Genomic DNA, 19,483 nt, shown 5'->3' on the forward strand with positions numbered 1-19,483 from the left:
AGGCGCCGCCAGCGTAGCACCGTGTGATCACGCGACCCGAACGCTCGACATCGACACCAGCCCGGGGATCGCGAGCCGTTACGCGGTGCTGTCGACGCCGACCCTGATGGTGTTCCGTTCCGGCGAACCGGTGAAGTCGATGGTGGGCGCCCGCCCCAAGCGCCGGCTGCTCCAGGAGCTGGAGGACGTGTTCGAGGCGGTGTGAGGCGGGGCGTTCGTATCTCCAGGCGGCCGTCTGCGCGGTGCCTGCGCAACTCGACGCGTTCAGGGGGTTTTCATCAGGTCGCGAAGGGTGCCGACCAGTGCGTGGATGTCACGTGCGACGGGCGGGTCGGCGGGGGCTGTCGGGGCCGGGCCCAGCGCTGGTGTGCGGCAGGTGCGGCAGAGGCCGTCGGGGAGTGCTTCGGATGGGCCGGGTGTGCCGCATTCGGTGCATTCCACCATCAGGCGGCGGACGGGAGTACCTGGCGCGGCCGGTGTTGGGGTGGTGGGCAGGTCGGGTGGGATCTTGTCGTTGAGGCGGCGGCGGACGAAGCCGATGGGGGAGTCGACCTGGGTGGGGAGGCCGGAGGTGAGGGCGTGGGTGAGGTAGTCGGTGTCGACGCCCCGGGTGAACCACTGGGCGGCCAGGGATTCCAGGACGGTGCAGTCGGCGGCGGAGAGGGCCAGGCGCGGTTCGATTCGGCCCAGTTGGGCCAGGGCGAGGTACGCGGGCGAGGGGTGCCCCGGGGTGGGTTCGGGGGTTCGCTGCTGCGGTACGGCGGGTACGGGACCGGGCGAGGTGGGCTGCGCCGCGGGCCCGGCCGGTGTCACGGGGGCCGGGGCCTGCGATTCTGCTCCGGCTTGGGGAGCGGGCGCTTGCGTGGGGATCCGGGGCGGCGGCTGGGGAGCGGTTGCTTCTTGGGCGGCCCGGTTGTTCTCGGCGTCCAGGAAGGCGCCCCACCATTCGTTGTCACGGGCGGTGCGGGACCAGAAGGTTCGGGTGACCCAGCGGACCTGGCCGCGTTCTTCGACCCGGCATTGGGCGTGCCGCAGGTGACCGGCCACTCCCAGTGCCCTGAGGGCGCTGCCGACGGCCATCTGTCCGTACAGGGGGATGTTCTTGGCCAGCGACTTGATGTCCATGGCCGCACCGTCGGGCAGATGGTCGACGTACCCGGCGATGTAGCGCTCGCGCTCGGGCAGCAGCGCGAAGTCGTCTGCGCGCGACGGGCATTGGTCCGGTGCGGATCGCTTTCCGTAGCCGCGGTTGGCCTTCGCGTACGGGCGCGAGGATGCGGGCGTACGCAGGGCAGGGCTAAGGTTCTCGGTAGCCACAGGATCGCCTTTTCCGATCTTGGGGTGAGACCCCGGCCCGGTGCTCTAACACCGCGTCGGGGTCGTTTCGTTGGGGGCACCGTAAGCAGCCGCGACAGCGCGCCGCAAGCTGGTCAGGATTAGTCGTACTTGCTGGCCGTGACGGGTAAGGGAGGTTGGGGACGTTTCCCCAACCCCCTGCTTTTTCCCACCGGTTGAAAGAGAGCGCTCGAATCCCGGACCCCGGGTCCCGACACCCGGATCCCGAAGCTCAAGCGTCGGAACCGGTCCCCTCCTCGTACCCACGAAAGAGTGAATCAGCCGGTCCCGGCCCTCGAACCCCGTCCCTCGAAACCCGGAACTCGGGTTCTGGGCCGCAGTGTGGTGGCGCTGCTCGACCGACGGACCCGCACGCCACCACTGCCCATGAATTGCGGATCCGTTTTGCTGAGGGACGGCCCTCTCTCCTCGATCCCAACGGACGTACGCTGAAAAGGAGGTGATCCCATGCCGCTGTCGGAGAACATTCGCAGCTTTCGACGCCGTGTCGGCCTGAGCCAGGAACAGCTCGCCGAGCACGCGGGCCTTTCTCTGGGTGTCGTTCGAAAGGCCGAGCAAGGCGGAAGCGTGCGGGTCGAGACACTTCACATACTCGCCAGGGCGCTTGGCACCACCACGTCCAGCCTCTTCGAGACCGCGGCTCCCGAGCCGGTCCGTGGGGACGAAGGCGACAGCGTCCGCCTCATGGAACTGCGCCGCGCGCTCATGCCGCCGGTCGGTCTCTCCGAGGACCTCGTAGAACCTGAAGGGGCAGTCGGCCTCGCTTCCATCCGGCGGGACATCGACGACTCGCACACCCTCTACCAAGCCGACCGTTACGACTCCGTCGCGAAGCGCCTGCCGGGCATCCTTCGCGCCGCAGAGGCCGCCGTCGTGCTCAGCGACGCGGGGGAGCCGCGACGGAGAGCCACCATCGTCAGGGCCAGTGCCTTCCTCCTGACGGGCAAGTACCTCACCCAGGTCCGGCGCTACGACATGGCCTACCACGCCCTCTCGCAGGGCATCAGGGATGCGAGAGAGACCGGTCAGACTCTCCTTGCGACCACCGGGGTCGTCGGTATGGGCTGGCTCCTTCTGCGGCAGGACAGGTTCGACGAAGCCGAGCACCTCGCCACCGTCACGGCCGCCGAGGTGGAGCCGCGCATGTCGAACGCCCTGCCTGGCCAGCTCGCCCTCTGGGGAGAGCTGTGCCAGCGCGTAGCCGCTGCGGCGATGCGGAACAACCGTCCCGAGGTTGCCAAGGAAGCCCGGCGCATGGCTGCGACCGCAGCCTCGGCCTTGGACGTCGAGCACGTCGACTTCCGGGAGCACTGGACCACCTTCGGGCCCGTTACGGCTGAGATGAAGGCGATCGAGGACCTCTCCCTCATCGGGGACGCCCGCGGAGTGCTCAGCCGGGCCGACGAGGGAACTCTGAGTCGTAAGGCGCTGAAGAAGTTCGGCCGGCCGAGCGCGAACAACTGGGACCGGCACCGTCTCGACGTCGCCAGGGCCCACGCGATGCTCGGCTCCCACCAGGACGCCATGGACGAGCTGAACACCATCAGGAGGGCTTCTCCCGAGTGGCTCAGACACCAGCAAATGGCTCGCTACATCATGAGTGACATTTTGGCGGGTCGGAAGCGTACCCTCACCGCGGACATGCGTGACATGGCAGTTCACCTGGGCATCTCCGGGTAGCAACTACGGGGCGTGGTGCCTCTTCCTCGGCAGCCAGGAGAGTGCCACGCACCGTGCCTGGTTCGACACACTGTGCCGGCATAGCGTCTTCGGCATGGCGAACAACCAGCAGGCCGGCCCCCGGATCGGGGCGGTAGTCAAGGACACAGAGACCGACCGCTTCGGCGTCGTGATGGCCGCCATCGGCGGGCTCGTCCAGCTCCGCCCGATCAGCGGCGGACTGTCGTGGGAAGTCGATCCGGACGGCATCGAGACGCTCTCCTCGCGACAGGAGCTGACCGTACGACTCGCCGCCCTCAATGCCGAGTCCAGGCGCGGAGAATGAGCGGGCCCCGGGCCATCGTGAGGCACGTCCAGTGGACCCTCGCGCCGAACCAGGAGCCGGATGCCGAACCGCAGACGTACGCCATGCTGTGCGTCGTCTGCGGAGAGTCCTCCGCCGCGGCGGAGGACTGGGACGCCCCGCAGGAATGGACCCTCTCCCACTCGGGGCGTAACCCCTCCCATCACACGTACCGAGAGCTGATTACCAGACCCTGGAGAACCTGGATGAATTCCTGACAAGGGTCAATTTCCTGCTTGCTGCCCCGTCGGACGTGGCCGAGCCGGCGGGGAAGCAACGGCGCAATACACGGTGTCGCCGGTCAAGTGCGGCGCGATAGCCTGTTGTTGTACAGCACATCGAGACCTGTGGCGCGCGAGGGGGACCGTGGAGCGGCGCGATGTACAAGGGCACTATGAGGAGCTGGCCGCCGAGTACGACGAGCACTGGGTGTACGGGCCGGACCACATCCCCTGGATGTCGGCCCGCATCGCTGAAACGCTGAGGCTCACTGCCGACGACCGTATCGCCGACATCGGTTGCGGAACAGGGTTGTTCACGCGCGAAGTGGCGAAGGCCGTCCGGCCGAGCCGTCCCGTTCTCTGCGTCGATCCCTCGGAGGCGATGCTTCGTCGGATCGGGGTGCCGCCTCCACCCGGTCTGGTACCGGTTCTTGCCTCGGCCGAGGACATGGCCGAGGGGAATGCAGACCTGCCCCATGGCCGGATCGATGCGATGTGGCTGAAGGAATCGGTACATCACCTTTCGGACCCGGCCCGGACGTTGCGCGGCCTCGCGGGGCGGCTGGCGCCCGGCGGGCGACTGCTCGTGGTCATGCTCCCGGCCACGATCCAGTACCCGTTGTTCGATAGTGCTCTCAGACGCTTCGAAGAGCTGCAACCCGACCCGTCGGACATCGTGGAGCACCTGACATCCGCCGGCCTGGAGGCAGGTCTCTCCTACGTCGAACACGAGTTGCGCATCGACCGGGACAGGTACTTCGGCATGGTGCGCGCTCGCTACATGTCCTTGCTCTCCACCTTCAGCGACCACGAGATCGAAATGGGGATCGAGGAGATGCGTGCCTCCCACCCCGAGCCCGTCCTTGTGTTTCCCGACCGGTTCGCCTTTGTCCTCGGGGAACTGCCGGATCAACGAGGTGAAGGCGAGTGAGTACCGTGGTCGACGAGCGGCTGCGTCGGCTCCGGGGTGAACTGGACGATCACGCACGGATCGCGGACCGTCTCGGGCTCGACCTCGAGCGTCCTCTGCGGTCCCTCGACGACGGCTATCCCGAGAACGCTGTCGCGCTCGTCGGCAAACTGACCGAGAAGCTGCTCAAGGAGTTATGGCGCCACCACAACATCGAAGGTGATCCTTCGACCAAGGCGCTGAACGACCTCGTCAAGCGCTGCCGTCCGCACATCCGAAGCAGCACCGTGATGGACGCGCTGGACGACATCCGCCGTCTTCGTAATCGATCCACGCACGACGGCTACGACATCAGCGACGAGGACGGGCTGCTGGCCGTGCGCCGCCTCGTCGATGTGCTGGTCTGGTTCACGAACACGGGGAGCCCCGCGCTCCTCGGCGGAGAGCCGGACCTGGCTCCCGAGGTGGCCCGCCGCTGTGAGTTCCTCGCAGGTCTGTACGTCACCCTCGGCTATCGGCAGGCCAAACGCTTCGTTCTCAGCCCCGACACCGTCTACCAGCTGTTCTGCCGTGAATCGGGCATGCGACTTGAGTACGTGGAGCTCATGCTCTCCCGGGACGCCGACGATCTGAGCACGGTCCTCGCCTCCAGCGACGGTGAGTTGTTGCGCACCCGACTGCCCAAGCTCACCAGGTTCGTCGTCCTGGAGGACGACAACGACAGTGCGGCATCCGGGGCGCTCCATCAGATGCTTGGAATGGACTTCCGGATCGTCCGCTACGACGGCTTCGTCGACACACTCGTCAACCTCGAAACACACCTCGGTGCCGTCTCCTCCATGGCCGCACCCGCGGAGCCCCGCGTGGCGATCAACGCCGCCGTGCTGTCCAGCGACCCGCACACAGGGGAGCCCCGGAAAACGGAGTCCGCGGACGCTGCGGAGCTGCTCACCCGTCTCGCCCGGGGCAGCGCGAACGTACTGGTCACCGGTCGCCCCGGGAGTGGGAAGAGCACGCTTCTACGCTCTCTGGCCGTCAACCCGGACACCCGCCGCTTCCGCTTCTACTTCGACCTCGGACTCAAGCCCAAGGACGAACCCTTCTCGGAGTACGCCGCGCGACTCCTGGCACCGTCCATGGCTTCGGACCGCTCCCGCGCCTACGACCTCTTTCTCTATTTGATCCGCTCAGGTACGGCACTCTGCGTGCTCGACGCCGTCGACGAGGGGGTCGATGAGGCGAGCCCCGCCGGATTCCTGCGCCTCTTCGCGGATCTGGCGGCCGTGCTCTCGGCGGAGTCCGCCGTGGTCATGAGCTCACGCGTGTCCTTCCTTGCCGACTCGCCGCAGGTCCGTCAGCTCCTGGACAGCGGCGCAGGCCGTTCCGAACAACTCGTCGAGCAGATGTATGCCAATGGAGTCGACCCGGCCAGGGTGCCGCACTTCCACCTCGTACGCCTCGCCGAACCTGACGCGACACCACTGGAAAAGAGGCTCACCGCGTCGCTCGGGCTCTCTCCGGGGCGCTCCCTCGCCGACATCCTCGGAACGCACATCACCCGGACCCTGGCCGAGCGCGGACAAGCCGGCATCGAGCAACGTCTGCCTGGCTGCTTCGGGCATGCCTTTCTCACCGACCGGACGGTTTTCTCCCTCCTCGACCTGCACCGGTCGCTGGGGACAGGTGCGTTCACCGACGGACGCCTTGAGTTCGACGCCTGTGTGCTCTCACCCTTGCTACGTCCGGCAGGGCCCGATCAGGTCGCCTTCGTGCACACTGCGTACCAGGAACTGCTCGCGGCGCGGTATCTGGCCGAGGCCGGAAACCAGGGCGCGGCAGTGGACGTGCCGGGCGGCGCCTTCCTTACCGAGCAGGTCCGGGCCTACCTCGCCAGTCTTCCCAGTGCTCCCGCGACCGACGACTGCGTACTGCCCGCCGGGACATACCTGGTCGGCCCCGCCGAACGACTGCTGCTCCGTCGAGTCCCGCGATCCGTACGATTCGACCGCCACGCGGTAACGGTGCAGCGCTACCGGCGCTTCCTCCAAGCGCTCAACAGCGATGGCACCTCGAACTGGGACCATCCAGACCAGCCGGCCAACGTTACGCACCATCCGTGGACCGACAGGTTGCGCGAATCCGACTACTACGCCGACGCACGCTACGACGCGTACCCGGCTGTCTGCGTCAACTGGTGGAGTGCGTACGCCTTCGCCGGGTTCGAGGGCAAAAGGCTGCCTACCTCCCTGGAGTGGGAAGCCGCTGCGCGTGGTACGAACGGCCGTCTGTTTCCGTGGGGCGACCAGCCCCGGGACGGGCTGGTCAACTGTGCGGACTCGTGGGTCGGGCGCCCCGTCGTCACCTACCAGGCGTGGTACGCGGACTTCGCGGGCGACGCCGTCCGCCACGCGTGGGTGACTCCATCGGACGAACGGCCTGGAAACCGCTCGCCGTTCGGTATCGGGGACATGGTGGGCAACTGCTGGGAATGGACGTCGACCAGCCTCGGTGATCCGGGTGAGGCCGTCATCTGCGGCGGCAGCTATGACAACCCGATGCGTGCTGTACAGGCAAGCAGTAAGGGGCTCTACCGGAAACGTGGGGGAAGCAACGCGGTTGGCTTCCGCTGCGTGGAGGACATCACCGACACCGAGGAGGCGGTGGCATGAGTGGCGAGCCGCGGCACGGCAGGATTGTCGACAGGCGTTCGAGTGGCGGGGGAGTGAACGGCACGCTCGGTTCGTACATCGTCCGGGACGACGAGGACCAGCGGTATTACGGATTCGACTACCGGCAGATCGTGACTGAAGGCTTCCGCACCATCCGCACCGGTGAGCGTGTCCGCTTCCATGTCTCGGCGAGCCCCGGCCAGGCCGAGTTCGTCATCCGCCTCGACCAGCCTGATCCGTCCGAGTACTACGGATGACCGACGTGCCACCTTCACTCGAAACCATCACCGGTGTGCGTCAGGAGCTGACAGTTGTCGTCCCGGTGCGTCTGCTGCGGACGCCCGACTGGGCCGAGGGGCCGTTCCCCTTCGAGCTGGGCAGCCGTCGCACCGATACTGCGACCCGGGCGACCTATTTCGCTCCGGCCTCCGCGAGAGTCCTCTACGGCGCGCCCGGCCGGCCCCGACGCTGGTACCGGTCGGCGTCGATCGTTCATAACGGTCTGCACCTCATCGGCATGGAGCTGCTCCGCACGGCCACCGCCCGTAATCCTGAACACGCTCTCGCGGTCCTTCACTTCACGGTGTACAGGCCGCTGTTGCCTGTGGTGCGCGCGATAGCGGGACGGGTGATTACCGACGGCGACGCCGCGACGCTCACGAGCCCGCTGGATCCCGGCGAGCTTCTCGCAGGAATCGCGGAAGTCACCAGCGGTACGGGCACATTCGCCATAGCCCGCCCCTACACCATCGCCTTTCTGACGCCCGAGGCCGACCACACTCCAGCGCTGCGGGCAGGCCGCGAAGGGCCGCTGCCGGACACCGCCGACCGCTGGCTCTGGCAACTGGCGTCGCGTTCGAACCCGGCCGATTTTCCGCTTGCGCCGGAGACCGCCGCGGCAGAGCTCGGCAGCGCCGTGCGTATCTCGGCGGACTGGAGTGCCCTGGTGCTCCGGCAGGGCGCCGCATTCCTCGGCCACCGTGCCGATGGCGGGGACGGTGACTTCTACGCGTTCGGCGCCCTGCACTCGCGCACCGTCTACCTCGACGCACTGCTGCTCGGGTCACTCCAGCGCGACCACATCGACGAGCTGACCGACGAACTCTCGGACGTCTTCGACACCACGCACCTGGCACGGCGGGTCGCAACCCTGGAACGGAACATCGCCGTCTTCCGCAGCACCTACTGGCGTCAGCACCTGACCGCCCACGGCCCGGCCAACGAACTGCTGCTCGCCTTCCAGAACCAGCACCGACTATCGGACCGCTTCGGCGAAATCCTGGCCGAGGCCGCCGACTACAGCCGGCTGGTGCAGACACAGGAGAGCCAGCAGATCAGCGGCGCCCTGGGGATCCTCACGATTCTGGGCCTGCCGCTCGGCACCATGCTCGGCATACTCCAAGTCATCGGTGACGAGTCACCCTCGCACCTGTTCGTCGCTCTCGGGCTCTCCGTCGCCGCAACGGGAGCCGCGCTCGCGACGCGTTACGGGCGACTGGTTCTGTCCTCGCTGCGCAGGGACAGCAGGTTGTAGACGGGGGCTCCTCAGCGCTCGGCGCAACGATGCAGCTTCCCCAGTGCTCAGTAGTTGCCGCCACCACAGCTGCTGCCACCGCCGCAGATGTGGTGGTGACCTCCTCCGTCGTACGAGGAGCCGTGCGTGTCGTGGGAGCTGTCGGAGCCCTGAGCGCCGTGGCCACCGCTGCTGTAGTGCGTGCCCCGGTCGTCCGAGTCCGAATCCAGCGCCTTGCCGAACTTGACCAGCATCCGCCCCACCGACGGCAGCCGGCTCCCGCCCTCGTTCCGCCGCTGCGGACGTCGGCGCTCGCCCGGCAACCCGCTCCGGCCGTCGAACACCACCGCGCCGAGCGGCGCCGCGGCCCACGGCTCGCTCCTACGCAATGCTGAGAGGCGGCGACGGCCCATAGGAGTCAACAGGTCACGCGCAGGGCACAGCACCCGCACCGTGAGACAGCAGACGCCCACCGCGAGGAACGGAACCGCATGCCGCAGCCCCTGCGTGAGGGCGAAGGCCGCCAGAGCCGCCGTGCCGAACGCCACGGCGACCAGGGACCGCGCGGCTAACATCCGGGCTCGTGCGCGCGCCGGGCTCAACACCAGACCGTACGAGACGAGCCGGTCGCCGACCTCGCGTACCGCCCTGGTCCGTACCGCTCGCGGACGCAGCATGGTCGAGCTCGCACGGCCCGATGCCCGCCACTGCTCGACCAGGGCATGCTCCACCGGATGGGCCGGTTCCGTCCCGGGCTCCAGCAGTCGGAGCCGCCCGCCCGAACCGGCCACGACACTGCCGCCGCCGCCCCACAGGGTGTGCAGGGCCGCTTCCACCACCCGATCCGGTCCGCCCGCCAGGAACGCGGCATCGTACGGGCCCAGCTCAGGAGCGTGCTCCCGGCGCGTCCGGAGCAGTCGCCGGCGGGACAGGGCGAGGGAGAGGACGCAGGCGGTCAGCGCGGCCGTCGCGTCGATGAGCGCAAGAGTGGTCCACATGGCAACCGCCCCGATCCGGTTGTGCTCCGGACGAATGTGCGTATGCGGGTTATATCTCCGCGTGAAGCGCGGCCAATCCGAACAGGTCCGATCCCAGAGGGAACTGTTGTCGGGGTGCAGGCAACGGTGCTTCGTACCGAGTGGCGGCGAGTCGGCGAACTGATCGGGCGAGCGGGACTTCCGTCGAAGAAGAAACCCGTCCCGGTCGACGGTCTGGTTGCCCTGACCGCCGTCGAGATCGATGCGGCGATCACCGCTACCTCGAACCCCGAGGGCATTCAGGCGTATCTGGACCAGGTGCCCGGCAGCGGGACGATCACCGTACAGACCGTGTGAGCACCTGACCGCCCGCGGTCCGGCACATCACAGGTCGTCGGGCAGGAGACGGAACGCGCGATGGGCGGTGAGTGGCCGCATCATCCGGAAGTGCCGGTCGGTGGTGAACAGGTCGGCGGTCTGGAACGCGGAGGCGAGCACTACGTTCATCGCGTCGGCCAGTCCGACCCCCTGGCCGCCGTCCGCGTCCTGGTAGCCGCGCATGACTGCCATGGCGCTGCGCAGATGCGGTGCGACCTCGGGCACTTCGAAGCGCCGGGCCTCGACCTGGCGTGCGATGAAGTCGAGCGCGTTCATCGAGGCGTCCGCACCGATCCGGGAGGTCATCAGATAGTCGAGTTCGGTGAGCACCATGGGCGACACCACGAGGTGGCCCGTGGCGCTGAGCGCATCCCTGTGCGCCGCATGGCGCGGGTCCTTGGGCGTGAACAGGCGGTACAGAGCGTTCGTGTCGGCGATCGCGACCGGAATCTCACTCATCGACCGCACCCATGCCCCGCAGCGTCACGTCGATCTCGTCGTCAGTGAGCTCCGGCCCGCCCAGATCGGGAAGGTCGAGCGGCCCCATGGGGTCGGTACGGAAGGGATAGGCCGGCCGTCCCAGGCGGGAGCCCCGGGGAACGATGTCTCCTATGGGGACGCCGTCCTTCGTGATGGTTACGGTCTCCCCGGCCTCGACGCGGGCCATGATGCGCGAGGTCTGCTGATTCAGTTCTCGGAGCGGAACTTCTCTGCTGTCGCCCATGACTCCAGGGTACTACTCGTTCTACATCCCGGGCCTCGCACGGCGTCGACTCCTGGGCGAGCACGGTCGAGGCGATCGGCGGCTGAGCGGGGCGTGGCGCGGGGCAGGGCCCGCGACCGGGTGGTGGTCGCGGGCCCCGCCCCCGTGCTCACGCCGGCTTGAACCAGACCGTCGCCAGCGGTGGCAACGTCAGCAGGATGCTGCCGCGGCGGCCGTGCGCGGCCACCCGTTCGGGCTTCAGCGGGCCGGGATGGTGTACGTCGCTGCCGCCGTACCGGGCGGCGTCCGTGTTGAGGACCTCCGCCCACGGGACCTGATCGCCGAGGACGTCCGGCACGCCGATGCGGTAGTCGTGCCGCACCACCGGGGAGAAGTTGCAGACGGCGAGCAGCGGCGAGCCGTGCGCGTCGTAGCGCAGGAAGGCGAAGGCGTTGTCCTCGGCCGCGCCGCCGTCCACCCAGTCGAAGCCCTCCGGGACGGTGTCGCGCTGCCAGAGCGCGGGCGTGGCGGCGTACACCGCGTTCAGGTCGCCGACCAGGGTGCGTACGCCCCGGTGGTCGCTCTCCGCCTCGTACGAGGGGTCGAGCAGCCACCATTCCGGGCCGTGTCCCTCCGACCACTCCGCTCCCTGTGCGAACTCCTGCCCCATGAAGAGGAGTTGCTTGCCCGGGTGGGCCCACATGAAGCCGAGGTACGCCCGGTGGTTGGCGCGCCGCTGCCACCAGTCGCCGGGCATCTTGCTGACCAGAGCCTGCTTTCCGTGCACCACCTCGTCGTGCGAGATCGGCAGGACATAGTTCTCGCTGTACGCGTACACCATCGAGAAGGTCATCTCGTTGTGGTGGTACTTGCGGTGCACCGGCTCCTTCGACATGTACTGGAGGGAGTCGTGCATCCAGCCCATGTTCCACTTCAGCCCGAAGCCGAGCCCGCCGAAACCGTCGGGGCCGACATGGTGGGTGGCGCGGGTGACTCCGTTCCAGGCGGTGGACTCCTCGGCGATGGTGACGACGCCCGGGTTGCGCCGGTAGACGGTGGCGTTCATCTCCTGGAGGAAGGAGACGGCGTCCAGATTCTCCCGGCCGCCGCGCTCGTTCGGGGACCAGTTCCCGTCCTCGCGTGAGTAGTCGAGGTAGAGCATCGAGGCGACGGCGTCGACCCGCAGTCCGTCGATGTGGAACTCCTCGCACCAGTAAGTCGCGTTGGCGACAAGGAAGTTGCGTACCTCCTTGCGCCCGTAGTCGAACTCCAGCGTGCCCCAGTCCGGATGCGCCGCCCGCGACGGGTCCGAGTGTTCGTACAGCGGACGGCCGTCGAACTCCGCGAGCGCCCAGTCGTCGCGCGGGAAGTGCGCGGGCACCCAGTCGACGATGACGCCGATGCCGGCCCGGTGCAGCGCGTCGACGAGGTACCGGAAGTCGTCCGGTGTGCCCAGACGGGACGTCGGGGCGTAGAAGCCGGTGACCTGATAGCCCCACGAACCGCCGAAGGGGTGCTCGGAGACCGGCATCATCTCCACATGGGTGAACCCCAGATCCTTGACGTACCGGGGGAGTTGGGTGGCCAGCTCGCGGTACGTGAGCCCCGGGCGCCAGGACGGCAGGTGCACCTCGTACACGGAGAACGGCGCCTCGTGCACCGGTACGTCGCCCCGGTGGGCCATCCACTCCTGGTCCCGCCACTCGTGGTGCGAGGCCGTCACGATCGAGGCGGTGGCGGGCGGGACCTCGGTGCGGCGGGCCATCGGGTCGGCGCGCGTGGTGTGCGAACCGTCCGGGCGGCAGATGTCGAACTTGTAGAGCGCGCCCTCCCCGATTCCCGGCAGGAACAGCTCCCACACCCCGCTGGAGCCGAGCGAACGCATCGGGAAGCCGGTGCCGTCCCAGAAGTTGAAGTCGCCGACGACCCGCACCCCGCGCGCGTCGGGGGCCCATACGGTGAACCGGGTGCCCGCGACGCCCTGGTGTTCCATGGGCTGCGCGCCGAGGGCGGTCCACAGCTCCTCGTGCCGTCCCTCGCCGATCAGATGCAGATCGAGATCGCCGAGCGCGGGCAGGAAGCGGTACGGGTCCTGCACCTCGATCTCGTTGTCGTCGTAGGCGACCAGGAGTTGGTACTCGGGGAGCGCGGGCATCGGCAGCAGGCCGGAGAAGAGGCCGTCGCCGTCGTCGTGCAGCTGGGCCCGCAGCCCCTTGGCGAGCACGGTGACGGACCGCGCGAACGGGCGCAGCACCCGGAACGTCACACCGCTGCGGCCCATGTGGGCGCCGAGCACGTCGTGCGGGGCGTGGTGCTCGCCGTGGAGCAGCCGGGCCCGGTCGCCCTCGTCGAGGGGCTGGGCCTTGCGTACTCCCTTGCTGCCCGCGCCTTCCCGACGAAGCGGCGGCGCAGCACCGGAAACGGCACCGGCATCAGCAGCGCCTCGCCCGGCCGCCGGTTTCTTCCGCTCGGCCGGAGTGGTCGGTTCCCCAGAGGGCTGGGTGGCCGCCTTCGCCGGGGCCGCGGGGGACGCCTTCCCGGCCGGTGTCACCGGCGGGACTTGAGGGGCCTCGACCTCGGTCGCGGCCTTGGTCTCGGCCTCGGTGCGGGCGGGCGATTTACGGGACGGCTTGCGGGCGGTCACAGGGACAGCCTCCTCGGAGGGTGTTGGCGGAGCGGGACGGGGCGGGAGCGGGGCGGGAGGAACGGGAACGGGGCGGGAGCGGGGCGGGAGGGACGGGAACGGGACGGGAACGGGACGGGAACGGGGCGGGGATGGGAACGGGGCGGGGATGGGAACGGGGCGGGGGCGGGGATGGGAACGGGGCGGGGACGGGAACGGGGCGGGGACGGGAACGGAACGGGGCGGGGACGGGCGGCGGCCCCGAACCGGGCGACGGGGGCGGCGCCCCGGCCCGTCAGTCGGCGACGGTGGCGGCCAGGCGGTGGATCGCCGCCATCGGGACCGGCAGCCAGTCGGGCCGGTGCCGTGCCTCGTACAGCACCTCGTACACCGCCTTGTCGGTCTCATGGGCGCGCAGCAGCTCCGGTTCGCTGCGCGGGTCGACGCCCGCGGCCTCGGCGTACCCCTCGCAGTACGCGGTCCGGCAGTGCGCCGCCCACTCGGCGTTCCAGGGGCGGTGCGAGCGGGCCGCGTAGTCGAAGGAGCGGAGCATGCCCGCGATGTCGCGCACCGGGGGCTGCGGCCGACGGCGCTCGGGCAGCGGCCGGGCCGGTTCGCCCTCGAAGTCGATCAGTGACCAGAAGCCGTCGGCCGCACGCAGCGTCTGGCCGAGGTGGAGATCGCCGTGGATCCGCTGGGCCGCCCAGTTGCGGCCCCGGTGCCCCAGTGCGGCCACCGCGTCGAAGGCGGTGCGCAGTCCGGGGACGTACGGCACGAGCGCCGGTACCGCGTGTGCGGCGGCCTCCAGCCGCTGCACCATCGCGGCGGCGAGGTGCTCGGTCTGGGCGCGGCGCAGGGCGGGCTGCGGCAGGGCGGCGGCGAGCGCGGTGTGGACCTCGGCGGTGGCCCTGCCGAGGGCGTGTGCCTCGCCGGTGAAGTCGATGCCCTTGGCGAGCGCGCGCAGGGCGAGCTGCCAGCCGTCCTCCGCGTCGCGCAGGAACGGCTGCAGGACGCCGAGGGTGAGCGGCTCACAGGCGGTGGCCTCGAACCAGGCGACGGGGGCGGGCACCCGTCCGCAGCCCTCGCGCGCGAGCGCGAGCGGCAGTTCCAGATCGGGGTTGGTGCCCGGGAAGATCCGGCGGAAGATCTTGAGGATGTAGGCGTTGCCGTAGACGAGCGAGGTGTTGGACTGCTCGGTCTCGAGCAGTCGCGGGGCCAGCCCCGCGGCGATCGGGGCGTCGCCCCGGTCGAAGCGCAGCGAGCCGAGGGTGCCGGGCGTACGGAACCGTTCCAGCAGGATTTCGGCGAGGCGCGGGTCGTGCAGCCCCTCGTAGACGGTGCGGCCGGCGAGCGGCCCGTCCGCCACGTGGCCGATGAGCGCGGGCGCCAGCCGCGGCGGCAGCACGGACCGTACGCCGAGCAGGATTTGGTAGCAGTCGTCCGGCGACTGCCCGGGCATGGACGGCTGATGGGCCCGGACCAGCAGATGGAGCAGCCCGGTCCGGGTGCCGGCCGGGCCGGTGTCCACCGGCAGCATCTCGGTCGCCGACAGCAGCGAGAAGGCCGCGATCGGCTGTCCTTTGCCTGCGAACCACCGCTGCCGGGGCAGCCATTCGTGCAACAGGGGGGCGAGAGACGGGAGCAGAGCTGTGCTGTCAGCCAGGGCGACCCGAGTGGATGCAGCCTCCGACATGGCATCGCGTCCTTTCCCCGGGCACACCACAGGATGCGAAGAGTGTCCCGGATTGCGGCATTGGCTGTCCGGCTGTGCGGGACGTGTCGGGTCAGGATGGTCCGTACGGACTCGACTCGAAGGGTTCGAAATGCCAGCGGGGACCCGGAAGGTCCCGGAAGTGCTCGATGTGGGGGAGAGTGCCCCGTGCGGGGCGGCGGAAACCGCCCCCGCACGGGGGTGGGAAGTGACGCCCGGTCAGTTCGGCGGCGCGTCCTTGCGCAGCCGGAACCAGTAGAAACCATGTCCGGCGAGAGTCAGCAGGTAGGGCCACTCACCGATGGCGGGGAAGCGCACCCCACCGATCAGCTCCACCGGATGACGCCCGTTGAACGACCGCAGATCGACCTCCGTCGGCTGCGCGAACCGCGAGAAGTTGTGCACGCACAGCACGAGATCGTCCCCGTGCTCCCGGGTGAAGGCGATCACGGCGGGGTTCGACGACGGCAGTTCGCTGAACGAACCGAGACCGAAGGCGGGGTTCTGCTTACGGATCTCGATCATCCGCCGCGTCCAGTGCAGCAGCGACGACGGAGAGGCCATCGACGCCTCGACATTGGTGACTTGATAGCCGTAGACCGGATCCATGATCGTGGGGAGGTAGAGCCGCCCGGGGTCGCTGGAGGAGAATCCGGCGTTCCGGTCGGGGGTCCACTGCATCGGTGTGCGGACCGCGTCCCGGTCGCCCAGCCAGATGTTGTCGCCCATCCCGATCTCGTCCCCGTAGTAGAGGATCGGGGAGCCGGGCAGGGACAGCAGCAGCGCCGTGAACAGTTCGATCTGGTTGCGGTCGTTGTCCAGCAGGGGGGCGAGCCGCCGCCGGATGCCGATGTTGGCCCGCATCCGCGGGTCCTTGGCGTACTCCGCGTACATGTAGTCGCGCTCTTCGTCCGTGACCATTTCGAGGGTGAGCTCGTCGTGGTTGCGCAGGAAGATGCCCCACTGGCAGTTCTTCGGGATCGCCGGGGTCTTCGCCAGGATTTCGGAGACCGGGTAGCGGCTCTCGCGCCGGACGGCCATGAAGATCCGCGGCATCACCGGGAAATGGAACGCCATGTGGCACTCGTCGCCGCCGGCCTGGAACTCGCCGAAGTAGTCGACGACGTCCTCCGGCCACTGGTTGGCCTCGGCGAGCAGCACGGTGTCCGGGTAGTGCGCGTCGATCTCCTTGCGGACCCGCTTGAGGAAGTCGTGGGTCTCCGGGAGGTTTTCGCAGTTGGTGCCCTCGCGCTGGTGGAGGTACGGCACGGCGTCCACGCGGAAACCGTCGATGCCGAGGTCCAGCCAGAAGCGCAGCGCGGAGATGATCTCCTCCTGCACCGCCGGGTTCTCGTAGTTGAGATCGGGCTGGTGCGAGAAGAACCGGTGCCAGTAGTACTGCTTGCGCACCGGGTCGAAGGTCCAGTTGGACGTCTCCGTGTCGACGAAGATGATCCGGGCGTCGGGGAACTGCTTGTCGTCGTCGGCCCAGACGTAGTAGTCGCCGTACGGCCCGTCGGGGTCGGTGCGGGACTGCTGGAACCAGTCGTGCTGATCGCTCGTGTGGTTCATGACGAAGTCGATGATCACGCGCATGCCGTGCTGGTGCGCGGCGTCGACGAACTCCACGAAGTCGGCGAGGTCGCCGAACTCCGGGAGCACGGCGGTGTAGTCGGAGACGTCGTAACCGCCGTCGCGCAGCGGCGACTTGAAGAACGGCGGCAGCCAGAGGCAGTCGACGCCGAGCCACTGCAGGTAGTCCAGCTTGGCGGTGATGCCCTTGAGGTCGCCGATGCCGTCGCCGTTGGAGTCCTGGAAGGACCGGACGAGGACCTCGTAGAAAACGGCGCGCTTGAACCAGTCGGGATCGCGGTCCTTGGCCGGGGTGTCCTCGAACAGGTCGTGGACGGGCTCATTGACGATCATGGTGTGGGTGACCCTCCGGTCGGCGGGGACGGTCGCAGGACGACGATGTGCGCGGGCGTGACGCCCGGCTCCAGACGCACATAGAAGGTCCTGCCCCAGTGATAGGTATCGCCGGTGAGCTCATCGCGCACCGGCACGCTCTCATGCCGGTCGAGGCCGAGTCGCGGCATGTCCAACGAGACCGTGGCCTCGTGGGTGTGGTGCGGGTCGAGGTTGACGACCACCAGAACGATGTTCGAACCCGAACGCTTGCTGTAGACGATCAACGCATCGTTGTCGACGGAGTGGAAGTGCACATCGCGCAGTTGCTGCAGCGCCGGGTGGCGGCGCCTGATGCGGTTGAGGCGGGTGATGAGCGGGGCCAGCGAGCGGCCCTCCCGCTCCGCCGACTCCCAGTCCCTGGGCCGGATCTCATACTTCTCCGAGTGGAGGTACTCCTCGCTGCCGGGCCGGATCGGGGTGTTCTCGCACAGTTCGTACCCCGCGTACACACCCCAGGCCGGCGAGAGCGTGGCGGCGAGAACGGCCCGCGCCTCGAAGGCCGGACGGCCCCCGTCCTGGAGGTAGCCCGGCAGGATGTCCGGGGTGTTCACGAAGAAGTTGGGGCGCATGTAGGAGGCGGTCTCGCCCGACAACTCCGTCACGTAGTCGGTGATTTCGCGCTTGGTGTTGCGCCAGGTGAAATACGTGTAGGACTGCTGGAAGCCGATGGTGGCGAGCGTACGCATCATCGCGGGCCGGGTGAATGCCTCGGCCAGGAAGATCACATCCGGGTCGGTCCGGTTGATATCGGCGATCACCTTCTCCCAGAAGATCACCGGTTTGGTGTGCGGATTGTCGACGCGGAAGATCCGTACGCCGTGATCCATCCAGAAACGGAGAATGCGCCCGGTCTCCTCGACCAGGCCGCTCAGGTCCTTGTCGAAGGCGATCGGATAGATGTCCTGATATTTCTTCGGCGGATTCTCCGCGTACGCGATCGTGCCGTCCGCGCGATGGTGGAACCACTCGGGATGCTTTTCGACCCAGGGGTGGTCGGGGGAACACTGGAGCGCGAAATCCAGCGCGATCTCCATGCGCAGGGTGCGGGCGGTCGCGACGAAATGATCGAAGTCGTCGAGCGTGCCGAGCTCGGGGTGGACGGCGTCGTGACCGCCCTCGGCCGAACCGATCGCCCAGGGCACGCCCACGTCGCGCGGAGCGGGGGAGAGCGAGTTGTCGGGGCCCTTGCGATGGGTGGTTCCGATGGGGTGGATGGGCGGGAGGTAGACGACGTCGAACCCCATGGCGGCGACCGCGGGAAGCCGTTCGGCGGCCGTACGGAAGGTGCCGCTGATGATCCTCTCCGGCTGGGCCGCCGTCTTGCCCGCCCTGCCGGTTCTGCCCTTCTTCGCCGTACCGGCGGGCTTGGCCGGTACCACCCGGGCGCCCTCCGAGCGGGGGAACAGCTCGTACCAGGAGCCGAACAGGGCCCGCCGGCGCTCGACCAGCAGGGGGAACGGGGGTGACGCGGTGACCAGTTCGCGCAGTGGGTGACGGGCGAGCGCGGCACGGGCCTCGGGGGCGAGCGCCGCGGCGAGCCGGGCGGCGGCCGGGCGGGACTCGTCGCGCAGGGCGTCGGCCGCTTCCAGCACCGCCTCGCGCCCGTCCCGCTTGGGCACGCCCGCGGCGGCCCGTTCGTACAGTTCGGCGCCCTCCGCCAGGACGAGCGCGGTGTCGATCCCGGCCGGGATCTTGATCCGGGCCTGCTGTTGCCAGGTGGTGACCGGATCGCTCCAGGCCTCGACCGTATACGTCCAGTGGCCCTCGGAGGCCGGGGTGACATCGGCGCCCCAGCGGTCGGTGCCGGGGGCGAGTTCGCGCATCGGCGTCCAGGGACCGGGGCGCCCGTTCGGATCGAGCAGGACCGCATTGGCGGCGACGGCGTCATGGCCCTCGCGGAAGACGGTCGCGGTGACCTGGAAGGTCTCACCGGCAACGGCCTTGGCGGGCCTTCTGCCGCAGTCGACGAGTGGGCGGACGTCGAGGACGGGAATGCGACCGATCATGGAATCACCTGGGGACTGGGGCTCGGACCGAACGGGACGCGACGCGACCGCGGAGGGCGGAATTCGCGCACCGCGACCGATGGGGTCCGTCCTTTCTAGCTGCTCTGTTGACGACTGACGGGGTGTGGGCATGGCCGCTCCTGTCCGCATTCACTCGAATGGCACTCGAATTGCTGGGTGCGGATTTGTTTCGCGGAGGTAAACCGGCTGGACACCGGTCCCGCGGGTGCCTCGTATTCGTGCTGCATTCGGGCGGCATTCGCATGTTCCCGTGATGCACTCGGGCTCCGTACCGGAGAAGCCTTCCCACGATTCCCGGGGGGCCAATCCGGTGGTGTGTCAACTACTCGCGCGTATCTGTGACGATCCGAATAAGCCGAGCGTGCCGCACGTCGGTGCTTCCCGGACGCCACTGGGCAGCTTTC

At 68.7% G+C, this 19,483-nt stretch carries 16 protein-coding genes and 1 pseudogene; 9 read left to right on the top strand and 8 right to left on the bottom strand.

The window, feature by feature from the left end; translation table 11 throughout:
* Positions 1–43: 43 nt before the first annotated feature.
* Positions 44–205 (top strand): annotated as a pseudogene (locus OH735_RS26295) (thioredoxin family protein); the annotation flags it as partial.
* Positions 206–264: 59 nt separating this feature from the next.
* Here the strand turns inward: OH735_RS26295 and OH735_RS26300 are convergent.
* Entirely contained in the window at positions 265–1,317 is a 1,053-nt protein-coding gene (locus tag OH735_RS26300) for a MarR family transcriptional regulator (protein WP_406384095.1), read from the bottom strand.
* Positions 1,318–1,803: 486 nt separating this feature from the next.
* On the opposite strand from OH735_RS26300, the gene OH735_RS26305 reads away from it, so the two are divergent.
* The 7 genes from OH735_RS26305 (at position 1,804) to OH735_RS26335 (ending at position 8,713) form a co-directional block, all read left to right on the top strand.
* The gene (locus OH735_RS26305; RefSeq protein WP_406384096.1) at positions 1,804–3,036 is read left to right on the top strand and encodes a helix-turn-helix domain-containing protein; all 1,233 of its coding nucleotides are present in this window, start codon (positions 1,804–1,806) and stop codon (positions 3,034–3,036) included.
* Between the two features lie 94 nt (positions 3,037–3,130).
* Complete coding sequence (locus OH735_RS26310) at positions 3,131–3,361, top strand: hypothetical protein (protein WP_406384098.1); 231 nt, start codon at positions 3,131–3,133, stop codon at positions 3,359–3,361.
* Positions 3,358–3,597 carry a hypothetical protein gene (locus OH735_RS26315; RefSeq protein ID WP_406384100.1) on the top strand — a complete coding sequence of 80 codons (240 nt, stop codon included), beginning with the start codon at positions 3,358–3,360 and terminating at the stop codon, positions 3,595–3,597. Before OH735_RS26310 ends, OH735_RS26315 begins: the two co-directional genes overlap by 4 nt.
* A gap of 148 nt (positions 3,598–3,745) precedes the next feature.
* Positions 3,746–4,531, top strand: coding sequence for a class I SAM-dependent methyltransferase (locus OH735_RS26320; RefSeq protein ID WP_406384101.1), 786 nt, complete (start codon positions 3,746–3,748; stop codon positions 4,529–4,531).
* Positions 4,528–7,179, top strand: coding sequence for an SUMF1/EgtB/PvdO family nonheme iron enzyme (locus OH735_RS26325; protein ID WP_406384103.1), 2,652 nt, complete (start codon positions 4,528–4,530; stop codon positions 7,177–7,179). Before OH735_RS26320 ends, OH735_RS26325 begins: the two co-directional genes overlap by 4 nt.
* Complete coding sequence (locus tag OH735_RS26330) at positions 7,176–7,436, top strand: hypothetical protein (protein ID WP_406384104.1); 261 nt, start codon at positions 7,176–7,178, stop codon at positions 7,434–7,436. Before OH735_RS26325 ends, OH735_RS26330 begins: the two co-directional genes overlap by 4 nt.
* Entirely contained in the window at positions 7,433–8,713 is a 1,281-nt protein-coding gene (locus OH735_RS26335; protein ID WP_406384105.1) for a hypothetical protein, read from the top strand. The genes OH735_RS26330 and OH735_RS26335 overlap by 4 nt, the downstream gene beginning before the upstream one ends.
* A 47-nt stretch (positions 8,714–8,760) precedes the next feature.
* On the opposite strand, the gene OH735_RS26340 is transcribed toward OH735_RS26335, so the two are convergent.
* On the bottom strand, positions 8,761–9,690 hold the full coding sequence (locus OH735_RS26340) for a TIGR04222 domain-containing membrane protein (RefSeq protein WP_406384106.1): 930 nt from the start codon (positions 9,688–9,690) through the stop codon (positions 8,761–8,763).
* Positions 9,691–9,816: 126 nt separating this feature from the next.
* Between OH735_RS26340 and OH735_RS26345 the strand changes: the two genes are divergently transcribed.
* Entirely contained in the window at positions 9,817–10,026 is a 210-nt protein-coding gene (locus OH735_RS26345) for a hypothetical protein (RefSeq protein ID WP_406384108.1), read from the top strand.
* Between the two features lie 27 nt (positions 10,027–10,053).
* On the opposite strand, the gene OH735_RS26350 is transcribed toward OH735_RS26345, so the two are convergent.
* The 6 genes from OH735_RS26350 to OH735_RS26375 form a co-directional block, all read right to left on the bottom strand.
* On the bottom strand, positions 10,054–10,506 hold the full coding sequence (locus OH735_RS26350) for a PIN domain-containing protein (RefSeq protein WP_406384109.1): 453 nt from the start codon (positions 10,504–10,506) through the stop codon (positions 10,054–10,056).
* Positions 10,499–10,771, bottom strand: a complete 273-nt coding sequence (locus tag OH735_RS26355) for a type II toxin-antitoxin system Phd/YefM family antitoxin (RefSeq protein ID WP_406384110.1) — start codon at positions 10,769–10,771, stop codon at positions 10,499–10,501. The genes OH735_RS26350 and OH735_RS26355 overlap by 8 nt, the downstream gene beginning before the upstream one ends.
* 148 nt (positions 10,772–10,919) lie before the next feature.
* Positions 10,920–13,394, bottom strand: a complete 2,475-nt coding sequence (gene glgB, locus OH735_RS26360; protein ID WP_406384111.1) for a 1,4-alpha-glucan branching enzyme — start codon at positions 13,392–13,394, stop codon at positions 10,920–10,922.
* 274 nt (positions 13,395–13,668) lie between these two features.
* Positions 13,669–15,066 (bottom strand): maltokinase N-terminal cap-like domain-containing protein, encoded by a 1,398-nt coding sequence (locus OH735_RS26365; protein WP_406384112.1) that lies wholly within the window; start codon positions 15,064–15,066, stop codon positions 13,669–13,671.
* Between the two features lie 237 nt (positions 15,067–15,303).
* The gene (treS, locus tag OH735_RS26370; RefSeq protein WP_406384113.1) at positions 15,304–17,010 is read right to left on the bottom strand and encodes a maltose alpha-D-glucosyltransferase; all 1,707 of its coding nucleotides are present in this window, start codon (positions 17,008–17,010) and stop codon (positions 15,304–15,306) included.
* Positions 17,007–19,058: an alpha-1,4-glucan--maltose-1-phosphate maltosyltransferase gene (locus OH735_RS26375; RefSeq protein ID WP_406384115.1), complete on the bottom strand. Its 2,052-nt coding sequence runs from the start codon at positions 19,056–19,058 to the stop codon at positions 17,007–17,009. The genes treS and OH735_RS26375 overlap by 4 nt, the downstream gene beginning before the upstream one ends.
* Positions 19,059–19,483: the final 425 nt, after the last annotated feature.

The sequence above is a fragment of the Streptomyces sp. NBC_01618 genome (assembly GCF_045209435.1).
In the GTDB taxonomy this organism is placed as follows: Bacteria; Actinomycetota; Actinomycetes; order Streptomycetales; family Streptomycetaceae; genus Streptomyces.